At 40.3% G+C, this 22,071-nt stretch carries 16 protein-coding genes, 1 tRNA gene and 1 pseudogene; 17 read left to right on the plus strand and 1 reads right to left on the minus strand.

Translation table 11 applies throughout. The features are described 5' to 3' along the window. Positions 1 to 70: 70 nt before the first annotated feature. The 17 genes and pseudogenes from U5O15_07990 (at position 71) to U5O15_08070 (ending at position 21,384) form a co-directional block, all read left to right on the plus strand. A complete protein-coding gene (locus U5O15_07990; GenBank protein MDZ7860589.1) occupies positions 71 to 514 on the plus strand; it encodes a single-stranded DNA-binding protein in 444 nt (147 codons plus the stop codon). Between the two features lie 234 nt (positions 515 to 748). Beyond that, positions 749 to 821 (plus strand) — tRNA-Lys (locus tag U5O15_07995). 308 nt (positions 822 to 1,129) lie between these two features. After that, positions 1,130 to 1,372, plus strand: coding sequence for a transposase (locus tag U5O15_08000; protein ID MDZ7860590.1), 243 nt, complete (start codon positions 1,130 to 1,132; stop codon positions 1,370 to 1,372). A gap of 534 nt (positions 1,373 to 1,906) precedes the next feature. Further along, positions 1,907 to 2,878, plus strand: a complete 972-nt coding sequence (locus U5O15_08005; protein MDZ7860591.1) for an AAA family ATPase — start codon at positions 1,907 to 1,909, stop codon at positions 2,876 to 2,878. 3 nt (positions 2,879 to 2,881) lie between these two features. After that, positions 2,882 to 5,608, plus strand: a complete 2,727-nt coding sequence (locus U5O15_08010; GenBank protein ID MDZ7860592.1) for a S8 family peptidase — start codon at positions 2,882 to 2,884, stop codon at positions 5,606 to 5,608. Between the two features lie 901 nt (positions 5,609 to 6,509). After that, positions 6,510 to 7,049: pseudogene (locus tag U5O15_08015) on the plus strand (hypothetical protein). Positions 7,050 to 7,071: 22 nt separating this feature from the next. Continuing rightward, on the plus strand, positions 7,072 to 8,796 hold the full coding sequence (locus U5O15_08020; GenBank protein ID MDZ7860593.1) for a type I restriction-modification system subunit M: 1,725 nt from the start codon (positions 7,072 to 7,074) through the stop codon (positions 8,794 to 8,796). Beyond that, positions 8,789 to 10,069 carry a restriction endonuclease subunit S gene (locus tag U5O15_08025; protein ID MDZ7860594.1) on the plus strand — a complete coding sequence of 427 codons (1,281 nt, stop codon included), beginning with the start codon at positions 8,789 to 8,791 and terminating at the stop codon, positions 10,067 to 10,069. The genes U5O15_08020 and U5O15_08025 overlap by 8 nt, the downstream gene beginning before the upstream one ends. Further along, a complete protein-coding gene (locus U5O15_08030) occupies positions 10,066 to 13,044 on the plus strand; it encodes a type I restriction endonuclease subunit R (GenBank protein ID MDZ7860595.1) in 2,979 nt (992 codons plus the stop codon). The genes U5O15_08025 and U5O15_08030 overlap by 4 nt, the downstream gene beginning before the upstream one ends. Next, positions 13,041 to 13,733, plus strand: a complete 693-nt coding sequence (locus tag U5O15_08035; GenBank protein MDZ7860596.1) for a SprT family zinc-dependent metalloprotease — start codon at positions 13,041 to 13,043, stop codon at positions 13,731 to 13,733. The genes U5O15_08030 and U5O15_08035 overlap by 4 nt, the downstream gene beginning before the upstream one ends. A gap of 670 nt (positions 13,734 to 14,403) precedes the next feature. Next, complete coding sequence (locus U5O15_08040; protein MDZ7860597.1) at positions 14,404 to 14,976, plus strand: hypothetical protein; 573 nt, start codon at positions 14,404 to 14,406, stop codon at positions 14,974 to 14,976. Positions 14,977 to 15,666: 690 nt separating this feature from the next. Next, a complete protein-coding gene (locus tag U5O15_08045) occupies positions 15,667 to 16,302 on the plus strand; it encodes a hypothetical protein (protein MDZ7860598.1) in 636 nt (211 codons plus the stop codon). Positions 16,303 to 16,457: 155 nt separating this feature from the next. Then, the gene (locus U5O15_08050; GenBank protein MDZ7860599.1) at positions 16,458 to 17,039 is read left to right on the plus strand and encodes a DUF6338 family protein; all 582 of its coding nucleotides are present in this window, start codon (positions 16,458 to 16,460) and stop codon (positions 17,037 to 17,039) included. A gap of 12 nt (positions 17,040 to 17,051) precedes the next feature. Further along, positions 17,052 to 17,210 (plus strand): hypothetical protein, encoded by a 159-nt coding sequence (locus tag U5O15_08055; protein MDZ7860600.1) that lies wholly within the window; start codon positions 17,052 to 17,054, stop codon positions 17,208 to 17,210. Positions 17,211 to 19,357: 2,147 nt separating this feature from the next. After that, the gene (locus U5O15_08060) at positions 19,358 to 19,867 is read left to right on the plus strand and encodes a hypothetical protein (protein MDZ7860601.1); all 510 of its coding nucleotides are present in this window, start codon (positions 19,358 to 19,360) and stop codon (positions 19,865 to 19,867) included. 96 nt (positions 19,868 to 19,963) lie between these two features. Continuing rightward, the gene (locus U5O15_08065; GenBank protein ID MDZ7860602.1) at positions 19,964 to 20,584 is read left to right on the plus strand and encodes a hypothetical protein; all 621 of its coding nucleotides are present in this window, start codon (positions 19,964 to 19,966) and stop codon (positions 20,582 to 20,584) included. A gap of 212 nt (positions 20,585 to 20,796) precedes the next feature. Continuing rightward, entirely contained in the window at positions 20,797 to 21,384 is a 588-nt protein-coding gene (locus U5O15_08070) for a hypothetical protein (GenBank protein MDZ7860603.1), read from the plus strand. Here the strand turns inward: U5O15_08070 and U5O15_08075 are convergent. Beyond that, positions 21,381 to 22,001, minus strand: a complete 621-nt coding sequence (locus tag U5O15_08075) for a transposase (GenBank protein ID MDZ7860604.1) — start codon at positions 21,999 to 22,001, stop codon at positions 21,381 to 21,383. The genes U5O15_08070 and U5O15_08075 overlap by 4 nt on opposite strands. Positions 22,002 to 22,071: the final 70 nt, after the last annotated feature.

The raw sequence follows: 22,071 nt of genomic DNA on the forward strand, positions 1-22,071 counted from the left end.
CGAGCCTTTCGGGAGGTAGCTGACGCGGATAGAGGGGCAGGTTCAATTTTTTCACACAGGAGGTGTGGTGATGAGCAGCGGAGTAAACAAAGTTATACTTGTTGGAAATCTCGGGGGAGACCCCGAAGTTAGAAGCACCGGAAGCGGCACGCCGGTAGCTAATTTTACGATCGCGACAAACGAAAGTTTTAAAACCAGAGACGGCGAGCGCAATGAGCGGACCGAGTGGCACAGGATAGTAACCTTCGGAAAGCTCGCGGAAATTTGCGGCCAGTATCTGAAAAAGGGCAAACAGGTTTATATAGAGGGAAGGATTCAGACCAGACAGTGGGAAGACCGCTCGGGAAACAAGCGGTATACCACCGAAGTTGTCTGTAACCAGATGGTAATGCTCGGAAGGGCGGGAGACGCTCCCTATTCTCCGCCGGAAGATGACAGTTCCGGCCAGAGCTCAGGGGAAGAAGCGGAATCTGTCCCTTCAGCGGCAGACGACGATGACGATCTTCCCTTTTAGGAAGCAGCAATCCCGCGCCGCGGATCTATGTGATTGTTAGAGCGGCGTGATAAATTTGAAGATCCCGAAAAGGTTTTACCGGGTGTGATAAGAAGATAATCACATCCGGTTTTTTTACATATCAGAAGAGCAGGCGATATATTACAGAAGATTTACCCTCTTACCGGGGGTTTTTGCTTGCATAATAAAGATGCGGGGCTTACATTAAAGACCTGAAAAAAGATACTTATTTCTGCACCGCTAGCTCAATTGGCAGAGCAACTGACTCTTAATCAGTAGGTTCGGGGTTCGATTCCCTGGCGGTGTATTTTTTTATGTCTTTGATTATTTATAAGTTACAGGATTTGTTAGAAAAAGTGAGAACCGGTCACGCACCCTGCAGGTACCACATAGGTACCAGTGGGGGTTTTTTAATTCTATCAATGTGAGGCCTTTCGTGAATGATTAAGTACAATTAAAACTCCAAACAATTCTCCAATTTGTGTTTATTGATATTTCTGCACATTGAATTCTCTTTGTTTCAGTAAAATTAGTATGAGGCAACAACCCTATTTCAGTTAAAAATAGGGAGTCAATGCGACCGGGAAAAATAATTAACGCTGATCATTAACCAGGATGGTTGAAAAATATAGAGTAAAAGTTCCCAAGTTGACCGAATGGGCTGAAAGAAACCTTCCGGAAGGATTTACAGTTTTCGAGTTACCGGAAAGACATCGAATAAGACTTCGGACAACGAACAGCCTGGAAAGACTAAATGAAGAAATAAAGAGAAGAACTAGAGTAGCCAGATTGTTCCCCAACGAAGCATCTCTTATTCGGCTTGTCTGTGCTGTTGTATCAGAAATCAGTGATGAATAGGAAGCTGGGAAAAGTTATTTAAACATGGAAAGCGAATGGCCTGTTAAAAGAATTTACATAAAAGGTATTGCATGATTAACAATAGGTTAGAATATATTAGACCTAAAAACTGGGGAATGTCCAAATTATTGTGGAGTTAATAAATCCAAAAATGACTATGGTTTAGTGATACGATTGTTTTTGAATGATTTGTTCTGGAAAATTAAGGGTTTTAGAGTCAATTATTGATTTGCATATTAATTTATTATAAATTTGATTTGTTATAATACGTTGATTGATTTATTATCAATAAAAATAAAGTGACATTTATAATATAGGTGAAATGAGTTTGCTGATTATCTATAATTGACTAGGCCAACAATATATAATAAACTGTGAAGAGAAATGCCGGCCCATAGAGCATGAAGAAACTGGCTTTATGACGTTACTGAACTTGACGAATGTATGAAGAAAGGGGAAAGTCTCCCAAAACAAGCTAAGAGAATGTATACTGGGGATGATGATTAATTTTATGATCGCAATAGGAACGAATTAATGGCTAGATCAGATATATTAATTTCGTTAATTCAGTCTGCTAATCGTGGCGATATGGTATCGTTTCGAAAGGCAGTAGAGATATTGATTGCAGAGGAAAGATCTAAGAAACACGATATTTTAGCAGACAGACTAGCAAATTCTCTTAAAAACGGAAGCAATAATGGTGTCTCAATCCAATCCAAGGGTGAAGCAAGAGACCTATTATTTGAATCCATTGCGGATAGAACATTTGATGGTCTCTTATTAGATAATGAGATTAAATCTATATGTAATGAGCTGATTGAAGAACAGCATAGAGCGGACTTACTAAGAAGTCATGGTTTAGAACCGCGTAATCGTATTTTGCTTGCGGGTTCACCAGGAAATGGTAAAACTAGCTTGGCAGAAGCAATTGCCACACATTTAATGTATCCGCTCTATATCATTCGTTATGAAAACCTCATTGGCAGTTATTTGGGCGAAACTGCATCGCGACTTCAAAAAGTATTTGAGTATGTTAAAACAAGAAATTGTGTTTTGTTTTTTGACGAATTTGATACCATTGGAAAAGAACGTGGAGATACGAAAGAAACTGGAGAAATCAAAAGGGTAGTCAGTTCACTGCTATTGCAGATGGACAGATTACCTACATATGTGGTTATTATTACTGCTAGTAATCATCCTGAATTATTAGATCGAGCAGTTTGGCGAAGATTTCAAATTCGATTGGAATTAAAACGTCCGAAAAATATTCAAATTGAATCTTTTATTGACAATATCGCAAAAAAGAGTAAATGTAATTTTAATTATAGTTATAAAACTTTATCAAATAAGTTAAAAGGAAAAAGCTATTCGGAAATTGAGGAATTTTGTGTCGAGATAATTCGTAAAGCTGTATTACAACATAAACAGGATGATGCAAAAGCCATAGTTTCAAAGTCCTTGAAACAATGGCAAATAAAATACTCTGGAAAAAATGTAGGTGTATAAATAATGGCGGACAAACCGCTTCTTTTCTTCCCTAATCCAGCTACTGCCGATAGAATGAAAAAGGCAACAGGTAGGGGCGCACCTAATTATCATTTTCCAGATGTTAACAGGCAAAAAGACCGTTTGACCCCCCAATTCCAGGCGATGAACCAATCTTTCATTACAGACTCTTCTATTGGTATAGAGCCGGAAGCAGTTCTTGTATTGGAAGTAGTCGGAGAGATTAAAGATTTTACTCGAGCAGTCAGAGCAATTGATGGATTGGAGTGGTTGGCCGAGATAGATATTGAAACTATTGATCCTGATGATGATTTTTTTGTGTCTCCTAAAATTAGGAAACGACTTCTGTATCATAAAATAGATTCACTAAATACTAATCAATCATCTCAAATATGGAATCTTCTTAAAGATAATTCTTTCATTGATAAATTTGGTTATAGAACCGAAAAACCCCTCGATGAATTCATTTCCCTAATTCCTGATGTGTTCAATGATGTGAAGAATCAAATAATAGAAGTATTGAAAAGTGCTACGGTTCCATCTGAGTGTTTTTCTGGGCGATTATTTCTTAGTATGAGCAACCAACATGCTATGAACGATATACTGTCTAAATGGAATCAATGGGATTCTGAGAGGAAGCTACCAAGAGGATATCAGAAGTGGTCAGAAATATTTTCATTCTTGAAGGTTCTTAGACGCTGGGATGTATCAGATAGATTAAGAGAAACTCGAGTCTTGGAATATTGGCGTGAAAACCTCGATTTTTATCAATCTCAGAACCTGCTGTTCCCTTTTGAAGTTGAACTTTGGTATAGAGAGGATAGGGCAAAACGCGGCGCTGCATTAGACCATATTCGAGAATTGGTCCAAGCTGAAAATGGACAAATCATAAAAACGTGCACTATTGAGGAAATCCGGTTTTGCGCTGTAAAAGCTATGCTACCGCATGCAAAAATCAAAGGAGTACTAGAATCTCAGTATGTGGCCTTATTCCGAAGTAATGATGTAATGTTCTTCCATCCTACTGGGCAATGTGCCGTAGATATTTTGCCCGATGGAGAAGTTGGAGAATTTACTCCTGGAGAAGTATCAGGTGACCCATTGGTGGGGATCTTAGATGGAGCGCCTTTTACAAACCATAAGTTGTTGGACAATCGCCTCATTCTAGATGATCCAGATGATTTCAGTAGCATGTATCAAGCAAGTGAGAGAAGACATGGTACTGCAATGGCATCGCTTATATGTCACGGCGAGTTAGATGAAAACAGCATATCGTTGAATACGCCAATTTACATCAGGCCTATAATGATACCAAATCAAAATGATCTCAATAGAAATGAGTATATTCCAGAGAACGAATTTTTCGAAGACCTAATCGAAAGAGCTGTACGTCGTATATTTGAAAATTCTGAAGGGGAAGATCCTATTGCCCCTACAATTAAGATTATTAATATCTCTATAGGAGACCCCGCCAAGGTCTTCTTTCACCGCCTAAGTTCTGTGTCCAAATTATTGGATTGGCTGTCCTACAAATATAGTGTTCTCTTTTGTGTAAGTGCTGGAAATGTTACTGATGATATTGAGTTAGGTCTTTCGGAAGATCAGTTTTTATCTCTATCACAAGAAGAGCAAGCTACTACCACATTGAAATTCATTCATAGTAATTCTCGGAATTATAGGATAATTGCTCCGGGAGAATCCATAAATGCAATCACTGTTGGAGCAATACATAATGATTATTCAACTATTGCTGGATTGGGCAATAGAGTAGATATATTGCCTGATATTAACTTGCCATCTCCTATTTCACCGTTTGGTTTTGGTTACCGTTCGTCAATAAAACCTGAAATTTACATATCTGCTGGTAGGCAGCTCTATGACTATCACCAAAATAATTCTTATGGAATTAGTAGATCTCCTTTGGCTCCTGGGCAAAAAGTTGCAGCAGCACCTGTTGCTGCTGGAGATACAACTCGTGCTACTTATTCATGCGGTACAAGTAATGCAGCTGCACTTGCGACACGATTTGGTGCGATGGTAGTAGAGTCAATCTACGAGTTAGCTGATCAAACTCGGGTAAATATACCAGATGAAAATATTTCTCCTCTAGTAAAGGCTTTGCTTATACATAGCGCGTCCTGGGGTAAGAGCAAAGATGTAATGGACCTGTACATGAGTGGCGGATTAAATAGGAAATCTTTAACGAAATATCTTGGATATGGGATACCCTTATTGCAAAGAGTTTTAGAATGTACGAATCAAAGGGCAACTGCTATAGGATACGGCCAAATTGGCAAAGATGAACGACATGAGTTTAAATTACCGCTTCCTCCAAGCCTGAATGGTTCAAGTGAAGGCAGGAGATTAACCATTTCTTTGGCTTGGATGAGCCCTGTCAGTTTTACAAACCGAAACTACCGTAAAGCAAATCTAACATTTGATCCTCCTAAAGCAGGTATTGCAGATGATAGAAGCGAAGCAGATTGGCAAAAAGTAAAGAAAGGTACCGCACAGCACGAGGTATTGATAGGAAGCAATGTTGCCTCTTTTGTAGACGGGGATACGATTTTAATACCTGTGGAATGCCGTGAAGACGCGGGGAGCTTAGATGAATCAGTCTACTATGGATTAGCAGTAACTTTGGAAGTAAAAGAAGATATTGATATTCCAATTTACGACGAAATTAAGGAAAGAATAGAGGTCCCGATTGCAATTCAAAACGACCAATGAGTATATCGTTGTATAACAACTCCAAACATTTTGTGCCAGATTTGTGCCAAATTGGATGAAAAACAAGCTGAAATAGACACAAACAAATAAAACCAAATAAAATTGGAATTTTGTGAGAATCGTTATCCTAGCAATTCCCTTTTCTGCTCATTCAACAGGCACATAATACTTCTTTCACCCATAATACTGTCAACGCGGTTTATACCTCAGTGGCTAATCTCATTTATACATCAACAACATTCATCAATGTTTATATCTACTCGGTGATTGGTCGAAGAGTGATTCCGCTTGTAGGCGAAAGTTTTCCATTTGGTTAAAACCGAGTGACATGTAATGAGCAAGATGAGAAGGGGAAAGAAGTTTTAAAAGGTGTCTATTTTATGCATGTTAAGAGCCAGGGAGGTGTGATTACTCGCAAAATGGTGCTTCTGAGATGAAGCTGTAGAGAGTCTAACTGTTTGCATACAAGCGAAACGCGACAGCCTGAATATTATAGTCTCAACATTCGCATCATCCCACAGCTCCTATTAATTCCAAAAAAACAGAATTCAATAAGTGCGGATCCCAGCACACCCCCAAGCAACGCGCCCCGACCCAATCGAGAACAGGGGGAACCCCATGCTGGTGTGTAGGTAAGATGGCTGGTTCTGTACTGAAATATTTTTATTTGGGGAACATGAAACTATGATGTGGGAGATCGTGTTTTTGTAGAATTAGAGTTAGCATTGAATATGTATGGGATTAAGAAATCTTTTTAAATTACATTAAAATAAAATATTATTTGGTAAATCATGTGTTTGACATAAGGATTCTATTAATGTCAGCCTATTTCTATTGTCAGAGGTGGTCCGGGTTGATCGGACACGCTCAATCCCATCTAGAATAGAACCATGTCGGTCTTGGTGATATCTTCTTGTTTTTCGGCTGGTTTCGTAAGACACAAAACACTGGAGAGATGCTTTCTTATGAACGCGTGTCAAAACACCTTCATGTATTATTTGGTTGGTTACAGATCGGAGCAATCTATAAACCTTCAGTGGATAAAGAAAGTTTACCGAAATGGGCATGCTCACATTCCCACGTTGAAAGCGCGGAGGATCGGCGTGAGAATAATACTCTCTATGTTGCAACCGAGTATATTGATCTGCCTGGATTTCCGAAAGATATTCCAGGGCGAGGAGTTTTCCCACAGTTCAAACCTGTTTTATATCTTACTGCGCCTGAGTCAAAAAAACGTAGTCTTTGGCGGTTGCCTGCTTGGTTTTATCCTGGTGATGAAAAGCCTCCGCTCACCTATCATTCCAATTTAAATAGATGGCATTCCAAGGAGAGCAATGTTATGCTGGAAACCGTTGCCCGTGGACAAGAGTTTGTTCTTGATTGCGATTATTATCCTGAAATAATTAGCTGGCTGAAGAAAATTTTTTCATGTGCGATCTAACTAAAGGGGAATGCTCTAAAATATGCCCGAAAAACTAACACTCCAACAGCTTGAATCATACCTCTGGGGTGCTGCGGATATCCTGCGGGGCAATATGGACGCCTCGGAATACAAGGAGTATATCTTCGGCACGTTGTTCCTTCGAAGATTATCAGACGCATTCGAGGAAACGCAGGAGAAAATCATTGCTCATTATTTGAAGGAGGGTTATTCGGAATCAGAAGCTGAAAAGCTTGCAAACGACATGGATGAATATACAGATGCGTTCTATATCCCTGAACGGGCTCGCTGGAATCACCTCAAGAACCTAAAACACGACATCGGCTCTGAACTCAACAAGGCAACCGAAGGCATCGAGGAATATAATCCATCTCTGGAAGGCGTGCTTGTATCTATCGACTTCAATATCAAGGACAAGTTGCCGGACAACAAACTCCAGAATCTTTTGAGTCATTTCAGTAAATACAGACTCAGAAAGGATGATTTCGAACATCCCGATTTTCTTGGAGCAGCGTACGAGTATCTGATCAAGATGTTCGCGGATAGCGCTGGTAAGAAGGCAGGTGAATTCTACACCCCGAATCAGGTTGTTCGTCTATTAACCAAATTGCTAAAACCTCAGGAGGGGATGAGAATTTATGATCCCACTTGTGGGAGCGGCGGCATGCTGATTCAGTCGAAGCGTTATATCCGTGAGCACGGAGGGAATGATGCCAACATTTCGCTGTATGGCCAGGAGATGAACCTGAATACCTGGGCGATCTGCAAGATGAATATGTTTCTTCATGGAGTGATGAACGCCGAAATTGCTAAAGGTGACACTATTCGAGATCCGAAGCATTTAAAAGATGGCGAGTTGGTGACTTTTGACCGGGTAATCGCAAATCCTCCGTTCTCGCTAAAAAACTGGGGGAATGATTTCGCAGAGAATGATCCGTTTGGGCGAATGCGGTATGGGGTTCCTCCCAAAAGTCATGGAGATTTGGCTTTTGTACAACACATGATCGCAAGCCTGAATGCTGAAGGGATGTTGGGGGTTGTTATGCCGCATGGAGTACTGTTTCGCGGCAACCGGGAAAAGGAGATACGCAAAGGGATTTTGCAGGATGACATACTTGAAGCAGTAGTTGGCTTACCAAAGGCTCTGTTTTATGGAGCTGGTATCCCTGCGTTGCTCCTCATTATCAACAAAAAAAAGCCAAAAGAGCGAAAGGGCAAAGTGCTCTTTATCAATAGCGAACTGGAATATGAGGAAGGGAAAAACCAGAACAGGCTGCGCGAAAAGGATATTGAACATATTGTAAGAGTATTCGATGAATATATAGATGAGAAACGTTATTCCCGTGTAGTTGAAATCTCTGAGATAGAAGAAAACGACTGGAATCTTAACATCAGGCGATATGCTGACACCACACCTCCGCCAGAACAGTATGATGTGCATGCAATCTTGAATGGTGGAATTCCAGTATCTGAAGTGGAAGACGAATATATTCAGGAAACTCTAAAAGGATACGATGTTAGCGAAGTGTTTTCTGGTCCCGTTGATGGTTATTACCACTTCAAAGATGATAACGAGAAGCGGGAGGATATTGCTAAGCATCTGACTACTGAAGATCGTGTCATAATCGGCCAGTTTGAACATTGGTGGGATAAATACAAGGTATCGCTTAAGGATATAGAGCGTGAATACGCAGAAGCTGATGAAACAATGAAGGGGTTTCTAAAAGAGTTGGGGTATTATGAGTAGTATAACGCCGGATGGTTGGCGAAAAGCGAAATTGGGTGCAAATGTTAAAGTACAAGGTGGTTACGCATTTAAAAGTGAGAACTTTATGGAACAAGGGATTCCTATTATAAGAATATCCAATATCAAAGATGGATTAATCGATCTATCTGATGTGGTTCATTACATGGATTGCAATATTCCTAATGAATTTGTTGTTCGGAATGGTGATGTTTTAGTTGCTATGTCTGGGGCAACGACGGGAAAAACGGGTAAATATAGGATAAAAAACAGAGCTTTTTTAAATCAACGAGTTGGTTTGTTTCGGATTTTAGCTAATGGCAATATGGATAAGATTTTCCTTTATTATGTTACGGCAAGAAATGAGTTCACTAGAAATTTATTAATAAATGCTATTGGTGGGGCTCAACCTAATGTGAGCGGAAAACAGATTGAAGAAATAAATATACTCATCCCTCCTCTCTCCGAGCAACGCAAAATCGCATCGATATTATCATCTGTAGATAGTTGCATTGAGACAACAGAGGCGATGATCGCAAAGCTTCAGAATTTGAAAAAGGCGCTTATGCAGGAATTGCTAACAAAAGGTCTCCCACCAAAAGTCGCAGCAAAATATGGAATCAAAAAGGGCGGAAAGTTCAAAGACTCGTCACTTGGGAAGATTCCGGAGGAGTGGGAGGTTGCTAAGTTAGAAAATGTGTGTGTGCGTGTTACTGATGGAACTCATGATACCCCGAAACCGTCAAAATATGGGTTCCATCTTGTTACCTCAAAAAACCTTAGGGATGGACGCATAGAGATTAAGAATTCTTACATGATCAGTAATCATGATTATCATGAAGTTAACAAGAGAAGTAAAGTTGACGCTGGTGATGTTCTATTTGGAATGATAGGGACTGTGGGTAATCCTGTTGTTGTAGAAGAGCGTGATCTACCATTTGCAATCAAGAACGTAGGACTTTTTAAAACAAACGGAGATTTTGTGCTTTCTCAGTGGCTTTTTTACTATTTGTCTTCACCATCATTCTTGAAATCTCTTGATACCCAGCTTTCGGGCAGTAGTCAGAGATTTGTTGGGTTGGGATTCCTTAGGGAGTTACGTGTACCAAAAACTCGGCGAAAAGAAATGAATATTATTGTACAGTTGCTTAACTCCATTCAGTATAAAATAAGCAATGTGAAAAAATGCTGTAAAAAACTCCAAGATCTCAAAAAAGCCCTTATGCAAGACCTTCTAACCGGCAAAGTTCGAGTAAAAGTTGATGATGTGGCATGAATGACGAGTATACAAAAGTAGAAAAACCAGCAATAGATCAATTATTGACCTTTGGCTATACCTATGTTCGGGGCGAAGAACTCGCGCCAGATTCGCCTGCAAAGGAGCGCTCAAGCTGGCGAGATGTTGTGCTGGATAAACGATTAAAATCTGCACTTATGCGTATTAATCCCTGGCTGAGTCCTGAGAACCTGAACAAAATCGTCCATGACCTGATTTATATAAGGTCAACATCTCTTATCGAAGCGAACCAGAAGGTTTACGAAAATCTGGTCAAATACATGTCTTATAAACAGGATATGGGGCATGGACAAAAAGGTCAGACAGTCAAAGTTATAGATTTTGACAACCCGGACAATAACGAATTCCTGGTAGTAAATCAGTTTAAGGTACATGGCCCGAAACAGAATATTATCCCCGACATCGTTATTTTTATCAATGGACTTCCTATGGCTGTGATCGAGTGCAAATCCCCTTTCATCACAAATCCGATGGAAACAGGGATAAACCAGCTTCTTCGCTACTCGAATAGAAGAAATCAATCTGAACTTGAAGGTGCTGAACGCCTTTTCTGGTATAACCAGATGATGGTATCTACTTTTGGCGATAAAGCGACTATGGGAACCATAAGCTCAGGATATGAGCACTATATGGAGTGGAAAGATCCATTTCCTGCTAAAATATCTGAACTTGTCGAAGGTGCGAGATCACAGGAGATAATGCTGAAGGGGGTGTTCTGTAAAGAGAACCTTCTGGATATTATCAGGAATTTCACCGTCTTTGAGACTGTGGACGGGAAAATGATAAAGAAGATGGCGCGGTATCAGCAGTACCGTGCGGTACACAAAACTCTCATAAGGTTAAAAACCGGAAAGACGCAGAAAGAGCGCGGTGGTGTAATCTGGCATACTCAAGGGTCCGGCAAGTCACTGACAATGGTATTTGTGGCAGTAAAGATGAGGCGTGATCCGGAACTTAAGGATTATAAACTGGTTTTTGTAACCGACAGAACAAACCTTGACCGGCAGCTAACGCAATCATTTAAGAGGTGCCAGGATGAAACCGTACAGCACGCAAAGAATGTAAAGCACTTTAAGAAGATATTAGCAAATGACAGCAGTGATCTTGTTACGGGAATGCTCCAGAAGTTCCGGGAAAAAGATTTCGGGAAGATGGAGGAGTTAAACGCCAGCGATAAGATCGTTCTGTTAGTTGATGAAGCGCACAGGGGCATGTACGCTACCCTTGCTACCAATATGAACGTGGCACTTCCCAATGCTCCGAAGATTGCTTTTACGGGTACGCCGCTTATTAAATCTCGGAAGACTACAAACGAATTCGGGTCCTATATCGATACATATACGATTGATCAAAGTGTTAATGATGGGGCAACACTTCAGATTATCTATGAGGGTCGGGAATCGAACACAAAGGTAACAGGAGATTCTCTTGATAAGTTGTTTGACGCCTATTTCGAGGATAAATCGGCAGAAGAGAAAGAAGCCATAAAGAAGAGATATGGCAGGGAGCTGGCGGTGCTCGAAGCCACAAAACGTATAGAGATGATCTGTGTTGATATCCTTGAGCATTACAGAAATAATATCCAGCCGAACGATTTTAAGGCTCAGATTGTAACTGCGAGCCGTGAGTCGGCGGTTCGTTATAAAGAAGCCCTGGATAAGCTGGGTGGTCCTGAATCGGCCGTAATTATTTCAGGTGATCACAATGATCCAGCTCATATCAGGGAACACACCGACCGTACAAAGCAGAAACAGTATATTGAACGGTTTAAAAAGCCTATGGTTGAGGATTCTCTATCGATTCTTATCGTAAAGGATATGCTTCTTACAGGATTTGACGCGCCGGTTGAGCAGGTTATGTACCTGGATCGAAGGCTAATGGATCACGGGCTTCTTCAGGCTATAGCGAGAGTCAACAGGACACGCACAGGAAAAACACGTGGTTATGTTGTCGATTATTACGGATTGTCGGATTATCTGAAAGATGCTCTTGAGCTATTCAGCTCCGAGGATGTTCATGGCGCGCTGATTCCAATCAAGGAAGAGCTTCCCAAGCTTGAGCGAAGGCATACTAAAGTTCTGTCCCACTTTAAGGGAATAGCGCTGTCTGAAATTGAGAAATGCGTTGAGGTTTTGGAAAACGAAGAAGCTCGTGCTCAGTTTCAAGCTAACCTTAAGAAATTTCTAAGAAGCATGGATATCGTAATGCCGAGACCTGAAGCGTTACCATTCATTTCGGATATGAAGCGCCTTGGTCAGATCAATCTGGCGGCACAGAACAGGTACAGGGAAAACCTGTATGCCATTGCTGGAGCTGGTGCCAAGGTGCGTGAACTGATTGATGAACATATCTATTCCACTGGGATAGAGCCCAGAATTTCACCTGTCGCGCTTCTTGCTCCGGACTTCGGGGAGCACGTTGACAGTATCAAGTCTCATAAAGCCAAGGCAAGTGAGATAGAGCATGCCATCAAGCACCATATCACGGTAAACATCGAACAGGATCCGGAATATTACCATAAGCTTAGCAAAAGACTCGAAGCGATACTTAATGCGTATCATGAGAAATGGGATGAGCTTGTCCAGATACTAATGGATTTTCGCTCTTCGATAGAAACAGAACGAGGCGAAAAGGCTCAGAGCGTTGGACTCAGCAAGCAAGAATTTGCCTATTACAATATCCTAGAAGCAGAGATGAAGGAAGACGCCGATTACTATGCGCCTGATCCGGAGACACGAAACAGGATGTGTGATATTACTTCCGAGATATTCGATTCTATCAAGGAATCTACGTACATAGTTGATTTTTTTCAGAAAGAGGATGAGAAGAAGAAATTGAGACTCAAGATCAAAAGGGTTCTTATGGCCAGTGAGTTAGCTCCAAAAACAAAGATGCGGAATCGTATTATTGAAAGATATATGGAACTAGCGAGGGTTCAGGATGTGCCGAAATGAATGAATTTAAATACAAGATCATCCGTACACCAAGACGCCGAACAGCAAGTGTTCAGGTTTCGCCTCAAAATGAGGTATCCATCATCGTGCCGGATAATCTAGCGCAGGTAAAAATCGATAATATTATCAGAAGGAAAAGTTCCTGGATCATTAATAAAATTAAAACCAATGATGCTGTGCGCCATCCTCCAAAGCCCAAGGAATATGTCAGCGGAGAAGCCTTCTCTTATCTCGGCAGAAATTATCGTTTAAAGATAGCAAGGGGGAATCCTCAGCCCGTTGAGTTGAAGAATGGCCGATTTTACGTTTATGTTCCGGATAGTGTAAAAAAGAGGGATGATCTTATTCGGGATGCACTTGGCGAGTGGTACAAGTCACATGCCAAGAATAAATTACGAAGTCGGATTAGCATGTATTCAGAGCGTGTGGGTGTTTCGTGCAGGAACATAAAGGTCAAGAATCTAAAAAGCCGATGGGGAAGTTGCTCAAAGGCCGGAAATATAAATATCAACTGGCGGATCATTATGGCTCCTTTGAGCATCGTGGATTATGTGATAGTCCATGAACTCTGCCACCTCAAATACCACAACCATTCCAAGGAGTTCTGGCGTTTGTTAGGCCAAATCCTACCGGATTACCTTAAGCGGAAAGAATGGTTACGGGTCAACGGAACCTTATTGACATTTTAAGTTCTTACAATTTGTGCAAACCTGACTTGATTTGATATAAACAATCGTATAAGGTTGGGACTATGGGGCTAATACGAAATTGTTCATCATAAATAAACTGTTATACGGAAATGCTCTCTCAGTATTAAGAAATGTGGTACCCGGTAAATTGTTTTTCTTTTTTTAAGAAGAACGGATCCGATTTTCCCTCTTTTGGTTAAGTGTCAAAATACATTTTCGTATGGTGGGTAAGTATAAACCCCCTTTCTATCGAGAAGATTTGTAATAAGACTGTCCGATTATCTTACTAATTTAGTTTTTGCTTCGCTAGAATTCGGGATAGATTCTAGTTCTTCGTTCGCACTACCGATAACAGAGGCTTTTGCGCTTCGCCGCGGGGACGCGGCTTGCCCTTCGGCTCCGCTGACGCGTAGCCTCGGGACACGGCGCTGCGCGGCGTAATTTGGTAGCTCTTGGCTATAGGGGGTAGGGGGCTTCTTGTATTTGTAGTGAGTTTTCTGGTTGTTTAAGTTTTTCGCTGCCCCAGAGATTCGGCAATAATTGATAGATTGACTGATCAGGTTCTTGTAAGCTGGGAGTTTTCTTGTTAGAATCGTAATTAATAGGGGTTGCCGCTTGCTCTGCGTCGCAAACGCTCGAAATGTTATGTGAAACCAAAATTGGTGATATTATGTCCAAAGAATTGCTAAAAGCTAATATAGATCAAATGTTAAAATCAGTATATTTGTGTTTCGAAAATAATCTAATCACTTCTTGTCTAATTCTAATCTACTCCGCTATCGATTGTATGTCAGCTCTGCATCGCCCAGTTGATCAGCAAAAAGTACAAAAACAGGATTTTCTTGATTGGAGCTCAAAATATATCATTCCATACCTAAATTTTGATTGTACTCCTTTAGATTTATATTCAGCTAGGTGTGGAATTATCCATACCTACACTCCAGATTCTGCACTTACTAGAAATAATAAAGCTAAAACTGTATATTATGCTTGCGGACCAGCTAAAGTAAAAGACTTGAGAAAATCCATAAAACTTACTCATGAAGATAAAAACATAACAGCTATACAAATTGAAGTATTAATTGAAGCATTAAAAAAGGGGATACAGGATTTTGAATCCGATATCCGCGAATGTGGATTTGAAAATATAGTTTTTGAGAGGGCGAGCAACTTTTTTGTTAAGATGTCTATGAAAGAAATTGACGAAATAAAGCCAATAATTAATAAGAAGATTAAGGATTAGTTTGGCTTCACATAACAAATGTGTTCGCGGCTGTGCTTGGCACCCGGGCTGCAGAGCACCCCGGCCGCCAATGCTCGCGCAAATCGCTGGTGCGATTTCGCGAACACTCTAAATGTTATACGGAAATGCTCTCTCAGTATTAAATTGTGAGGTTTTCGGTAAATTATTTTTCTTTTTTTAAGAAGAACAGATCCGATTTTCCCTCTTTTGGTTAATTATAAAAATTCAAGTTCCTTTGGTGGACAATTATAATATTTCCTTTCTATCGAGAAGATTTGTAATAAGACTGTCCGATTATCTTACTAATTTAGTTTTTGTTTCGCTAGAATTCGGGATAGATTCCAGTTCTTCGTTCGCACTACCGATAACAGAGGCTTTTGCGCTTCGCCGCGAGGACGCGGCTTGCCCTTCGGCTCCGCTGACGCGTCGCCTCGGGACACGGCGCTGCGCGGCGTAATTTGGTAGCCCTTGGCGATAGGGGATAGGGGGCTTCTTGTATTTGTAGTGAGTTTTCTGGTTGTTTAAGTTTTTCGCTGCCCCAGGGATTCGGCAATAATTGATAGACTGACTGATCAGGTTCTTGTAAGCTTGGAGTTTTCTTGTTAGAATCGTAATTAATAGGGGTTGCCGCTTGCTCTGCGTCGCAAACGCTCGAAATGTTATCCGCAATATCGTAATATGGAGTGAATCATGACTAAGCATACTATTGGGGAAATTAATTTTGAGAAGTATATGAAAAAAATGGGTTACGAATATGACTTTGAACTTAAATTTAAAGGTAAGACAAAAAGACCTGATTACGTAATACACCATAAGGATCGAGATTATATTATAGATGTAAAAGATTTTGAGATGAAGAGAATGCTCGAGGCTGGTAGCTACGATCCTTATAAACGAATTAGGGGCAAGATTGAAGAAGCACGTAGAAAATTTAAAGAATTTAAAAAATATCCATGTTGCCTTGTACTTTACGCAGATAATCTTAATCCATTCTTTGATATCTCAAATTATGTAAGAATATACGGAGCCATGGAGGGTGATCTGACCTATAGAGTTCCAATACCCCAGTCAGATATTCCCCAAAATGGCTTGGAGGACGATGTAGTTTTTGGACGTAGAGGTAAAATGAGAAGACCAAATTCTGCCGATTCACAAAACACAACAATAAGCGCTATTATATCTCTGATAGATTTAGATGATAAACCGCTCCATGTAATTGTCTGGGAGAATAGACATGCGAGAATCCCACTATCCAGAGAAATATTTGATAGCGCTTTGGATGAAAGATGGGAATACAACGGAAAAGAAATTAGGAAAGTATATTAATTGCGATACTGCGGATAACAAATGTGTTCGCGGCTGTGCTTGGCACCCGGGCTGCGTAGCACCCCGGTCGCCAATGCTCGCGCAAATCGCTGGGGCGATTTCGCGAACACTCACAATGTTATGCGTAATGAAGGGTAGTATAGAGAGGAGATTAAATGGATATATGGAGCATTGATAAAATTCAATTGTTCTTGGCGTTTTTTATTCCAGGATTCATATCTATAAAGACATATTCGCTGCTAGTACCTGGGGAGAGGTTTGATTTCACGAAGCAACTTGCAGAGGTCATAGGTTATAGCGCTCTCAACTACGCAGTCTTTTCTTGGATGCTAATTCCACAGATATCCAATTGTATATCTAATCACACATACTTATTGATAATAGTAATCCTAGTCGTTTTGTTGATTGCGCCCATTTTATGGCCGATAATCATCCTAAAAATATTGAAGTGGAAATGGGTCAAAGAACATGTTATCTCTTCTATATCAAAACCTTGGGATTATGTATTTGGAAAAAAGGAATCATACTGGGCAATTGTACACTTAAAGGATGGGCGGAAGATTGCTGGTGTATACGCAGCAAAATCGTTCTCTTCGTCATATCCTGCTAAAGAACAGATATACCTTGAGCAAGTGTGGATGTTGTCGGATGAGGGTAAATTTGAGAGAAAGGTCGCAAGATCTAAGGGTATACTTATAATTGGAGATGAAATACTTGCAATAGAACTATTTAAATAGGGGGTTATAATAATGTCAGAAGAAGAAAAGAAGAACACTCAGAGTGATGATAAGGAAGAGTTTGGCTATCAACCAATTAAGCGGGGGCATCAGCCTAAGGAGAGTTTGGACACGAATAATCCTCCAGAGGAACCCTCTGGTGTGCCTGAAAAACCTGATAGTGAGAATTAATAGCCCTCACTACGCATAACAGCAGTTTTGCGGCTTCGGGCCTGCGGCCCTTCGCGCAAGTGCCTCGCTGGCCGCTCGGCACTTCGCAAACCTGCGAAATGTTAGAGCGCCAAGCAAGCTTGGCGCATTCTTACCGGGTGGAAGTCCCGGTTGGGTAAGGTTTAGCCAGCCGCCCATACCGAGTGTTGCGTGGAAACTGGTAACAGTAACACGAAGCGTACACAGGGAAACATATAGGCCATAGGGGAGACCGTACTCCCTGAAGCACATTCAGCCCCGTTATTGCGGGAAAAAGCAGATGGCGACGTTGTTAACATGACGGAAGCCGAAACGAAGGAATCGCGAGTGGCGAGATTCCGGAGGGTCTGTCGGGGTCAGAGGACGTGGCATGTATGTAGAGATGCGTTAGGAACTTGGGATGCCCTGTTGGTTCCAGCCCTGGGGGCTGGTAGGCCTATCCAACCGAAAAGAAGGAAGGCCGATGGCCGGCAGGGAGTCGGATCAGCTCATAGTACTCTGAGAGCGGGAGAGCCGTTCACGTGGGGAAGGAGCTGACAGGGATACGTAGCTTGTAAAGGAAACATGTACCGGACACGTAGGATCGGAGAATACATGCAAACCTCACTGCGGGGGATAGCAAAGAAGGTTAAATTCGGCAATGATAATTGTCGTTGATTTTGTCTTTTGCGGAAGCGAGTATCCTTGAGGAGCCCGGTGCGGGAATTCCGCACGCCTGGATCTGTGCGGGGGGCGCCGGGTAACCGGTGTCCCTACCGTGACTACGGAAATGCTCTCTCAGTATTAAATTGTGAGGTTTCCGGTAAATTGTTTTTCTTTTTTTAAGAGAAAAAAACCTGACTTAGCCTCTTTTGGTTAAGTGTCAAAATACATTTTCGTATGGTGGGTAAGTAGAATATTTCCTTTTTATCGAGAAGATTTGTAATAAGACTGTCCGATTATCTTACTAATTTAGTTTTTGCTTCGCTAGAATTCGGGATAGATTCTAGTTCTTCGTTCGCACTACCGATAACAGAGGCTTTTGCGCTTCGCCGCGGGGACGCGGCTTGCCCTTCGGCTCCGCTGACGCGTAGCCTCGGGACACGGCGCTGCGCGGCGTAATTTGGTAGCTCTTGGCGTTAGGGGATAGGGGGCTTCTTGTATTTGTAGTGAGTTTTCTGGTTGTTTAGGTTTTTCGCTGCCCCAGGGATTCGGCAATAATTGATAGACTGACTGATCAGGTTCTTGTAAGCTTGGAGTTTTCTTGTTAGAATCGTAATTAATAGGGGTTGCCGCTTGCTCTGCGTCGCAAACGCTCGAAATGTTAGGCGATATTTGTATGTCAAATTAAGGTAGAAGGAATTTTATGTTATCAAATTTATATATTAATAAGTTTTTACAAGTACTAGTATATTTAATAACAATTATTATGTTTATAACTGGAGTACATAGTTTTCCAGAAGTACTAAAAAAACTGAATATAATATCGAATCAAGTATCTAAGAATAACCAACTCATTGAACAAAGTTATTACTACTATATGCCGTTCGCATTAAAATTCGTTTTATTTTTTTCTGCTATATTCATTTTATCTATTCTTTTACTAGTACTGAGCAATAAGATAACAAGCCTATTAGTTGAAGAATCTGTATTTGTCAGTTCTATATTCTTTGTCTTAGTTGGTGTAATATTTGAAATGTGTTATATCACATTTTTCGAATTATTTTTTGGAATGATCAGTTGTCCTTTAAAATCAATATTTTATGCAGGACATCCTTATTTTATGTTTATTGAGTTATTGGAGTTTTTATTTATTTTATTATATTTTTCAGGAACAACAATATTTATTATGAGAATATGCTCTAATTATATTTTAAATATTAAGGATAGTCATATAGATATTTCTTTTAGATTCAAACAATTATCTAAAGCAAATATATTAATGTACTTAACAGGATCAATATTATTCATTAGCCCATTATTAATTCCTTGGGCAAAATTTCGATTTGTTTTTTACGGGGTATTAATATTATTAATTTCTGAATCAATAAGGTTAAAGAAATTACTACATAATTCGAAAAACATCGCCTAACAGCAGATATGCGCTTCGCCCTTCGGGCTCGGCCTTTCGGCACATCCGGCATAGCCGGATGTCGCATATCCGCGAAATGTTATGCGAAAGATTGGCAAGAATTATTATGGAACAGTATTTAAATAAGTTCATTGATGTATTATTAGTTGGGATTGGTGGGATACTTGGATATTTTCTAAGGTCTTTTATTGATAATTGGAGTAAAAGAAAAGACCGTTCAGAGCAAATTAAGATTGAGGATTTCAGAAAACAGCGTGATTTGCTAATTGAATTTTTGGGGGAATATCAGACAGACTTTCATAAACTCCACAATGTTGGACATCAATATGATTTCGATTGGAGAGTTGAAAAATCTTGCAAAATATACGATTGGGTGTCAGCAAATAAGTACATTTTCCCAAAGAATATCCATTTTAATTTTAATCGGATTGCTAATTATGCGGGGAAAATGATTCACGAATCTTGGTTAGAAGAAATGAAAAAACCATTTCATTTTAAAATTGTTTATAAAGATTTCAGCGTACTAGAAAACTATTTGGAGGAATTAAATCTTGCTATGAGAAAATAATATTTTCTATCACATTGGTGTATTCTAGGCTGTTTTTTGCACTTGAACTAAGAGCTCAAGTCATTCCGTTACTATTTATATAAAGAGGGAAATGTAATGAATGAGCGAAAGAAAAACAATTATTGGAAGGCGCAGGGAAATAAATTTCGAACTTTTCATGAACTTCTTTCCAAAGAAAGCGAAAGAGGTTGTGTGATTGTTGCTGCTGCGATGTTAGACGATGCTCTTGAAAAGATGATTCAGGCAAGGCTTTTGGAATCAAATGATAAAGAGGATTCTCTTTTTAAATCTCCACATCCAATATTAGGAACATTCGCATCTAAAATTGAATTGTCATATAGGCTGGGATTAATTTCTGAGAGTATGAAGAAAAGTTTGGATATTGTCAGAAAGATCAGAAATGATTTTGCACATAATTATAAAGAACAGTTATTCGATGATGATTCAACTAAAGACAAATTGAAAAATATGTACCACGAACTTAATGCACTTTTCGTTCAAATTATAAATTCATGTAAAAAAGCTTATAAAGCGTATCAGAGAGATTTTCCAAACAAGATAAGCAATTATTCGGTCGAGAATGTCGATGAATTTATAAGCGTGTTCGGAAACAGACGTGCATTCGAACTCCTATCATCAATTTGCGCAGCTAAATTGATTGTATTTCCTAAAAGAATCATCAGAATAGAATGTATTTGTGATGAAATTAGTCCTTGATTGAACATAAAATCCTTCGCATAACAGGTTTGCGGCCTCCAGGCCTGGCGGCCTTCCGGCGTAGATGGCCTCTGTCACGGCGGGTGCTATTACTGGAATATGGCGAGTTGGCCGCAGCACAGCCCGCACCCGCCGCGCCAGCCTGGCTGACGCCAGGACCGGCCACCTCGCAAACCTGCGAAATGTTATGTGCCATACCATGGAGTGAAAAGATGAGTCATATTTCTAAAGATGAAGTTATTCTCGCATTTTTACGAGCGGAGTACGAATCGAATCGATTTGGTAGCAAAATAAGCAAAATGCTCATAGATCTAGATAGAGATAAAAGTCTGCTATTTGACGCTAACCTGAAAGACAACTCAGAAAACATCGACAGAAGAAAGATAATGTCGGAATCAAGAGGTTATCCAGATAGGAGTCTATTTCATGGATTTCCTAGAGATGTTATTTGGGAAGTGGAAGATCTAACACTTGATCAGTTATCGAAACTATATGTAATCAAACAGGGGAAATGGATTCATTGGACAAATGAAACAAGAATGTCTCGAGAGGTATTGACATATATGTCAAAGACAGCTCTTTTAGACGCTGAACTTGATAACATATCCGGTATCGTAGACAGAATTAAGAACGGGGAGAGTTTTCCTCCTGTTATCTTAGTTGGAACTGCTAGAGATCATTTAGTGATTCTTGAAGGACATATGAGGATCATTTCATATCTTGTGGTGGCTGATGGAAGTATAACAGTAAAAGCTTATATCGGCATGTCCCCAAGTATGGGAAAGTGGCATTGGTACTAATTGCTAGGTACGCCACATAACCGTGTGTAATGGTTTACCAATTCAATGTCAACTCGGATACTTTCACGTACTAAATGGTCATTAAATCTGTTTATAAACCCTTCTTGATTTTTAATAACAGATATATTCTTTCCGAACTCAGGTAGGTTGTATTGAGAGTTGGTATTCTGGATGTGAGTGAGAAGTTCAGAACGCTTGCGTACGAGATAGTTTCTTCTTCTTAGAAGATCTCTTGTTGATCTCATCTCTGCGGGATAAACGTAAGACTCCGGGATCATTCCACTTCTAAGAAGTCCTGCTATTTTTCTGGAATCTATTTTATCGTTTTTAGCCTTTCCCCCGTGTATAGCTTTCATGTAGAGAGCATGGCCGAGAATGAAAGGGATATCTTCGGCGGCGCAGAGATCGGCAAGCCAGTACCAGGCGAACATACATTCTGCAGATACTACAATGTCTTCCCGATAAGGCTTTATGGCATTTAGAAAGCCTTCCGGCTCTGCTTTCATGTTGCTGTGGAGTTTGGTCTCTCCGTGCTGGTCAAGTATGCAGAGATACATTGATCTTGCATGAAGATCAATTCCGCAGTAGAATTTATGTTCATGAGTGTAGAATTTCATGAGGTCTCCTCCTTATTAAAGGTGAAAAGAGTTATTTGGCGTTTTCATTTTACCTCAGTTTTATACTGAG

It is taken from the genome of Candidatus Krumholzibacteriota bacterium, from assembly GCA_034520215.1.
In the GTDB taxonomy this organism is placed as follows: Bacteria; Krumholzibacteriota; Krumholzibacteriia; order Krumholzibacteriales; family WJIX01; genus JAGHBT01.

What these genes read in the sequence shown, in the direction of transcription:
- U5O15_08055 (MDZ7860600.1), top strand. Translation starts at nt 17,052, where the DNA reads ATGTCAGAAGAAGAAAAGAAGAACACTCAGAGTGATGATAAGGAAGAG.
- U5O15_08050 (MDZ7860599.1), top strand. Translation starts at nt 16,458, where the DNA reads ATGGATATATGGAGCATTGATAAAATTCAATTGTTCTTGGCGTTTTTT.
- U5O15_08040 (MDZ7860597.1), top strand. Translation starts at nt 14,404, where the DNA reads ATGTCCAAAGAATTGCTAAAAGCTAATATAGATCAAATGTTAAAATCA.
- U5O15_07990 (MDZ7860589.1), top strand. Translation starts at nt 71, where the DNA reads ATGAGCAGCGGAGTAAACAAAGTTATACTTGTTGGAAATCTCGGGGGA.
- U5O15_08060 (MDZ7860601.1), top strand. Translation starts at nt 19,358, where the DNA reads ATGTCGCATATCCGCGAAATGTTATGCGAAAGATTGGCAAGAATTATT.
- U5O15_08000 (MDZ7860590.1), top strand. Translation starts at nt 1,130, where the DNA reads ATGGTTGAAAAATATAGAGTAAAAGTTCCCAAGTTGACCGAATGGGCT.
- U5O15_08045 (MDZ7860598.1), top strand. Translation starts at nt 15,667, where the DNA reads ATGACTAAGCATACTATTGGGGAAATTAATTTTGAGAAGTATATGAAA.
- U5O15_08075 (MDZ7860604.1), bottom strand. Translation starts at nt 22,001, where the DNA reads ATGAAATTCTACACTCATGAACATAAATTCTACTGCGGAATTGATCTT.
- U5O15_08020 (MDZ7860593.1), top strand. Translation starts at nt 7,072, where the DNA reads ATGCCCGAAAAACTAACACTCCAACAGCTTGAATCATACCTCTGGGGT.
- U5O15_08035 (MDZ7860596.1), top strand. Translation starts at nt 13,041, where the DNA reads ATGAATGAATTTAAATACAAGATCATCCGTACACCAAGACGCCGAACA.
- U5O15_08005 (MDZ7860591.1), top strand. Translation starts at nt 1,907, where the DNA reads ATGGCTAGATCAGATATATTAATTTCGTTAATTCAGTCTGCTAATCGT.
- U5O15_08010 (MDZ7860592.1), top strand. Translation starts at nt 2,882, where the DNA reads ATGGCGGACAAACCGCTTCTTTTCTTCCCTAATCCAGCTACTGCCGAT.
- U5O15_08065 (MDZ7860602.1), top strand. Translation starts at nt 19,964, where the DNA reads ATGAATGAGCGAAAGAAAAACAATTATTGGAAGGCGCAGGGAAATAAA.
- U5O15_08070 (MDZ7860603.1), top strand. Translation starts at nt 20,797, where the DNA reads ATGAGTCATATTTCTAAAGATGAAGTTATTCTCGCATTTTTACGAGCG.
- U5O15_08025 (MDZ7860594.1), top strand. Translation starts at nt 8,789, where the DNA reads ATGAGTAGTATAACGCCGGATGGTTGGCGAAAAGCGAAATTGGGTGCA.
- U5O15_08030 (MDZ7860595.1), top strand. Translation starts at nt 10,066, where the DNA reads ATGAATGACGAGTATACAAAAGTAGAAAAACCAGCAATAGATCAATTA.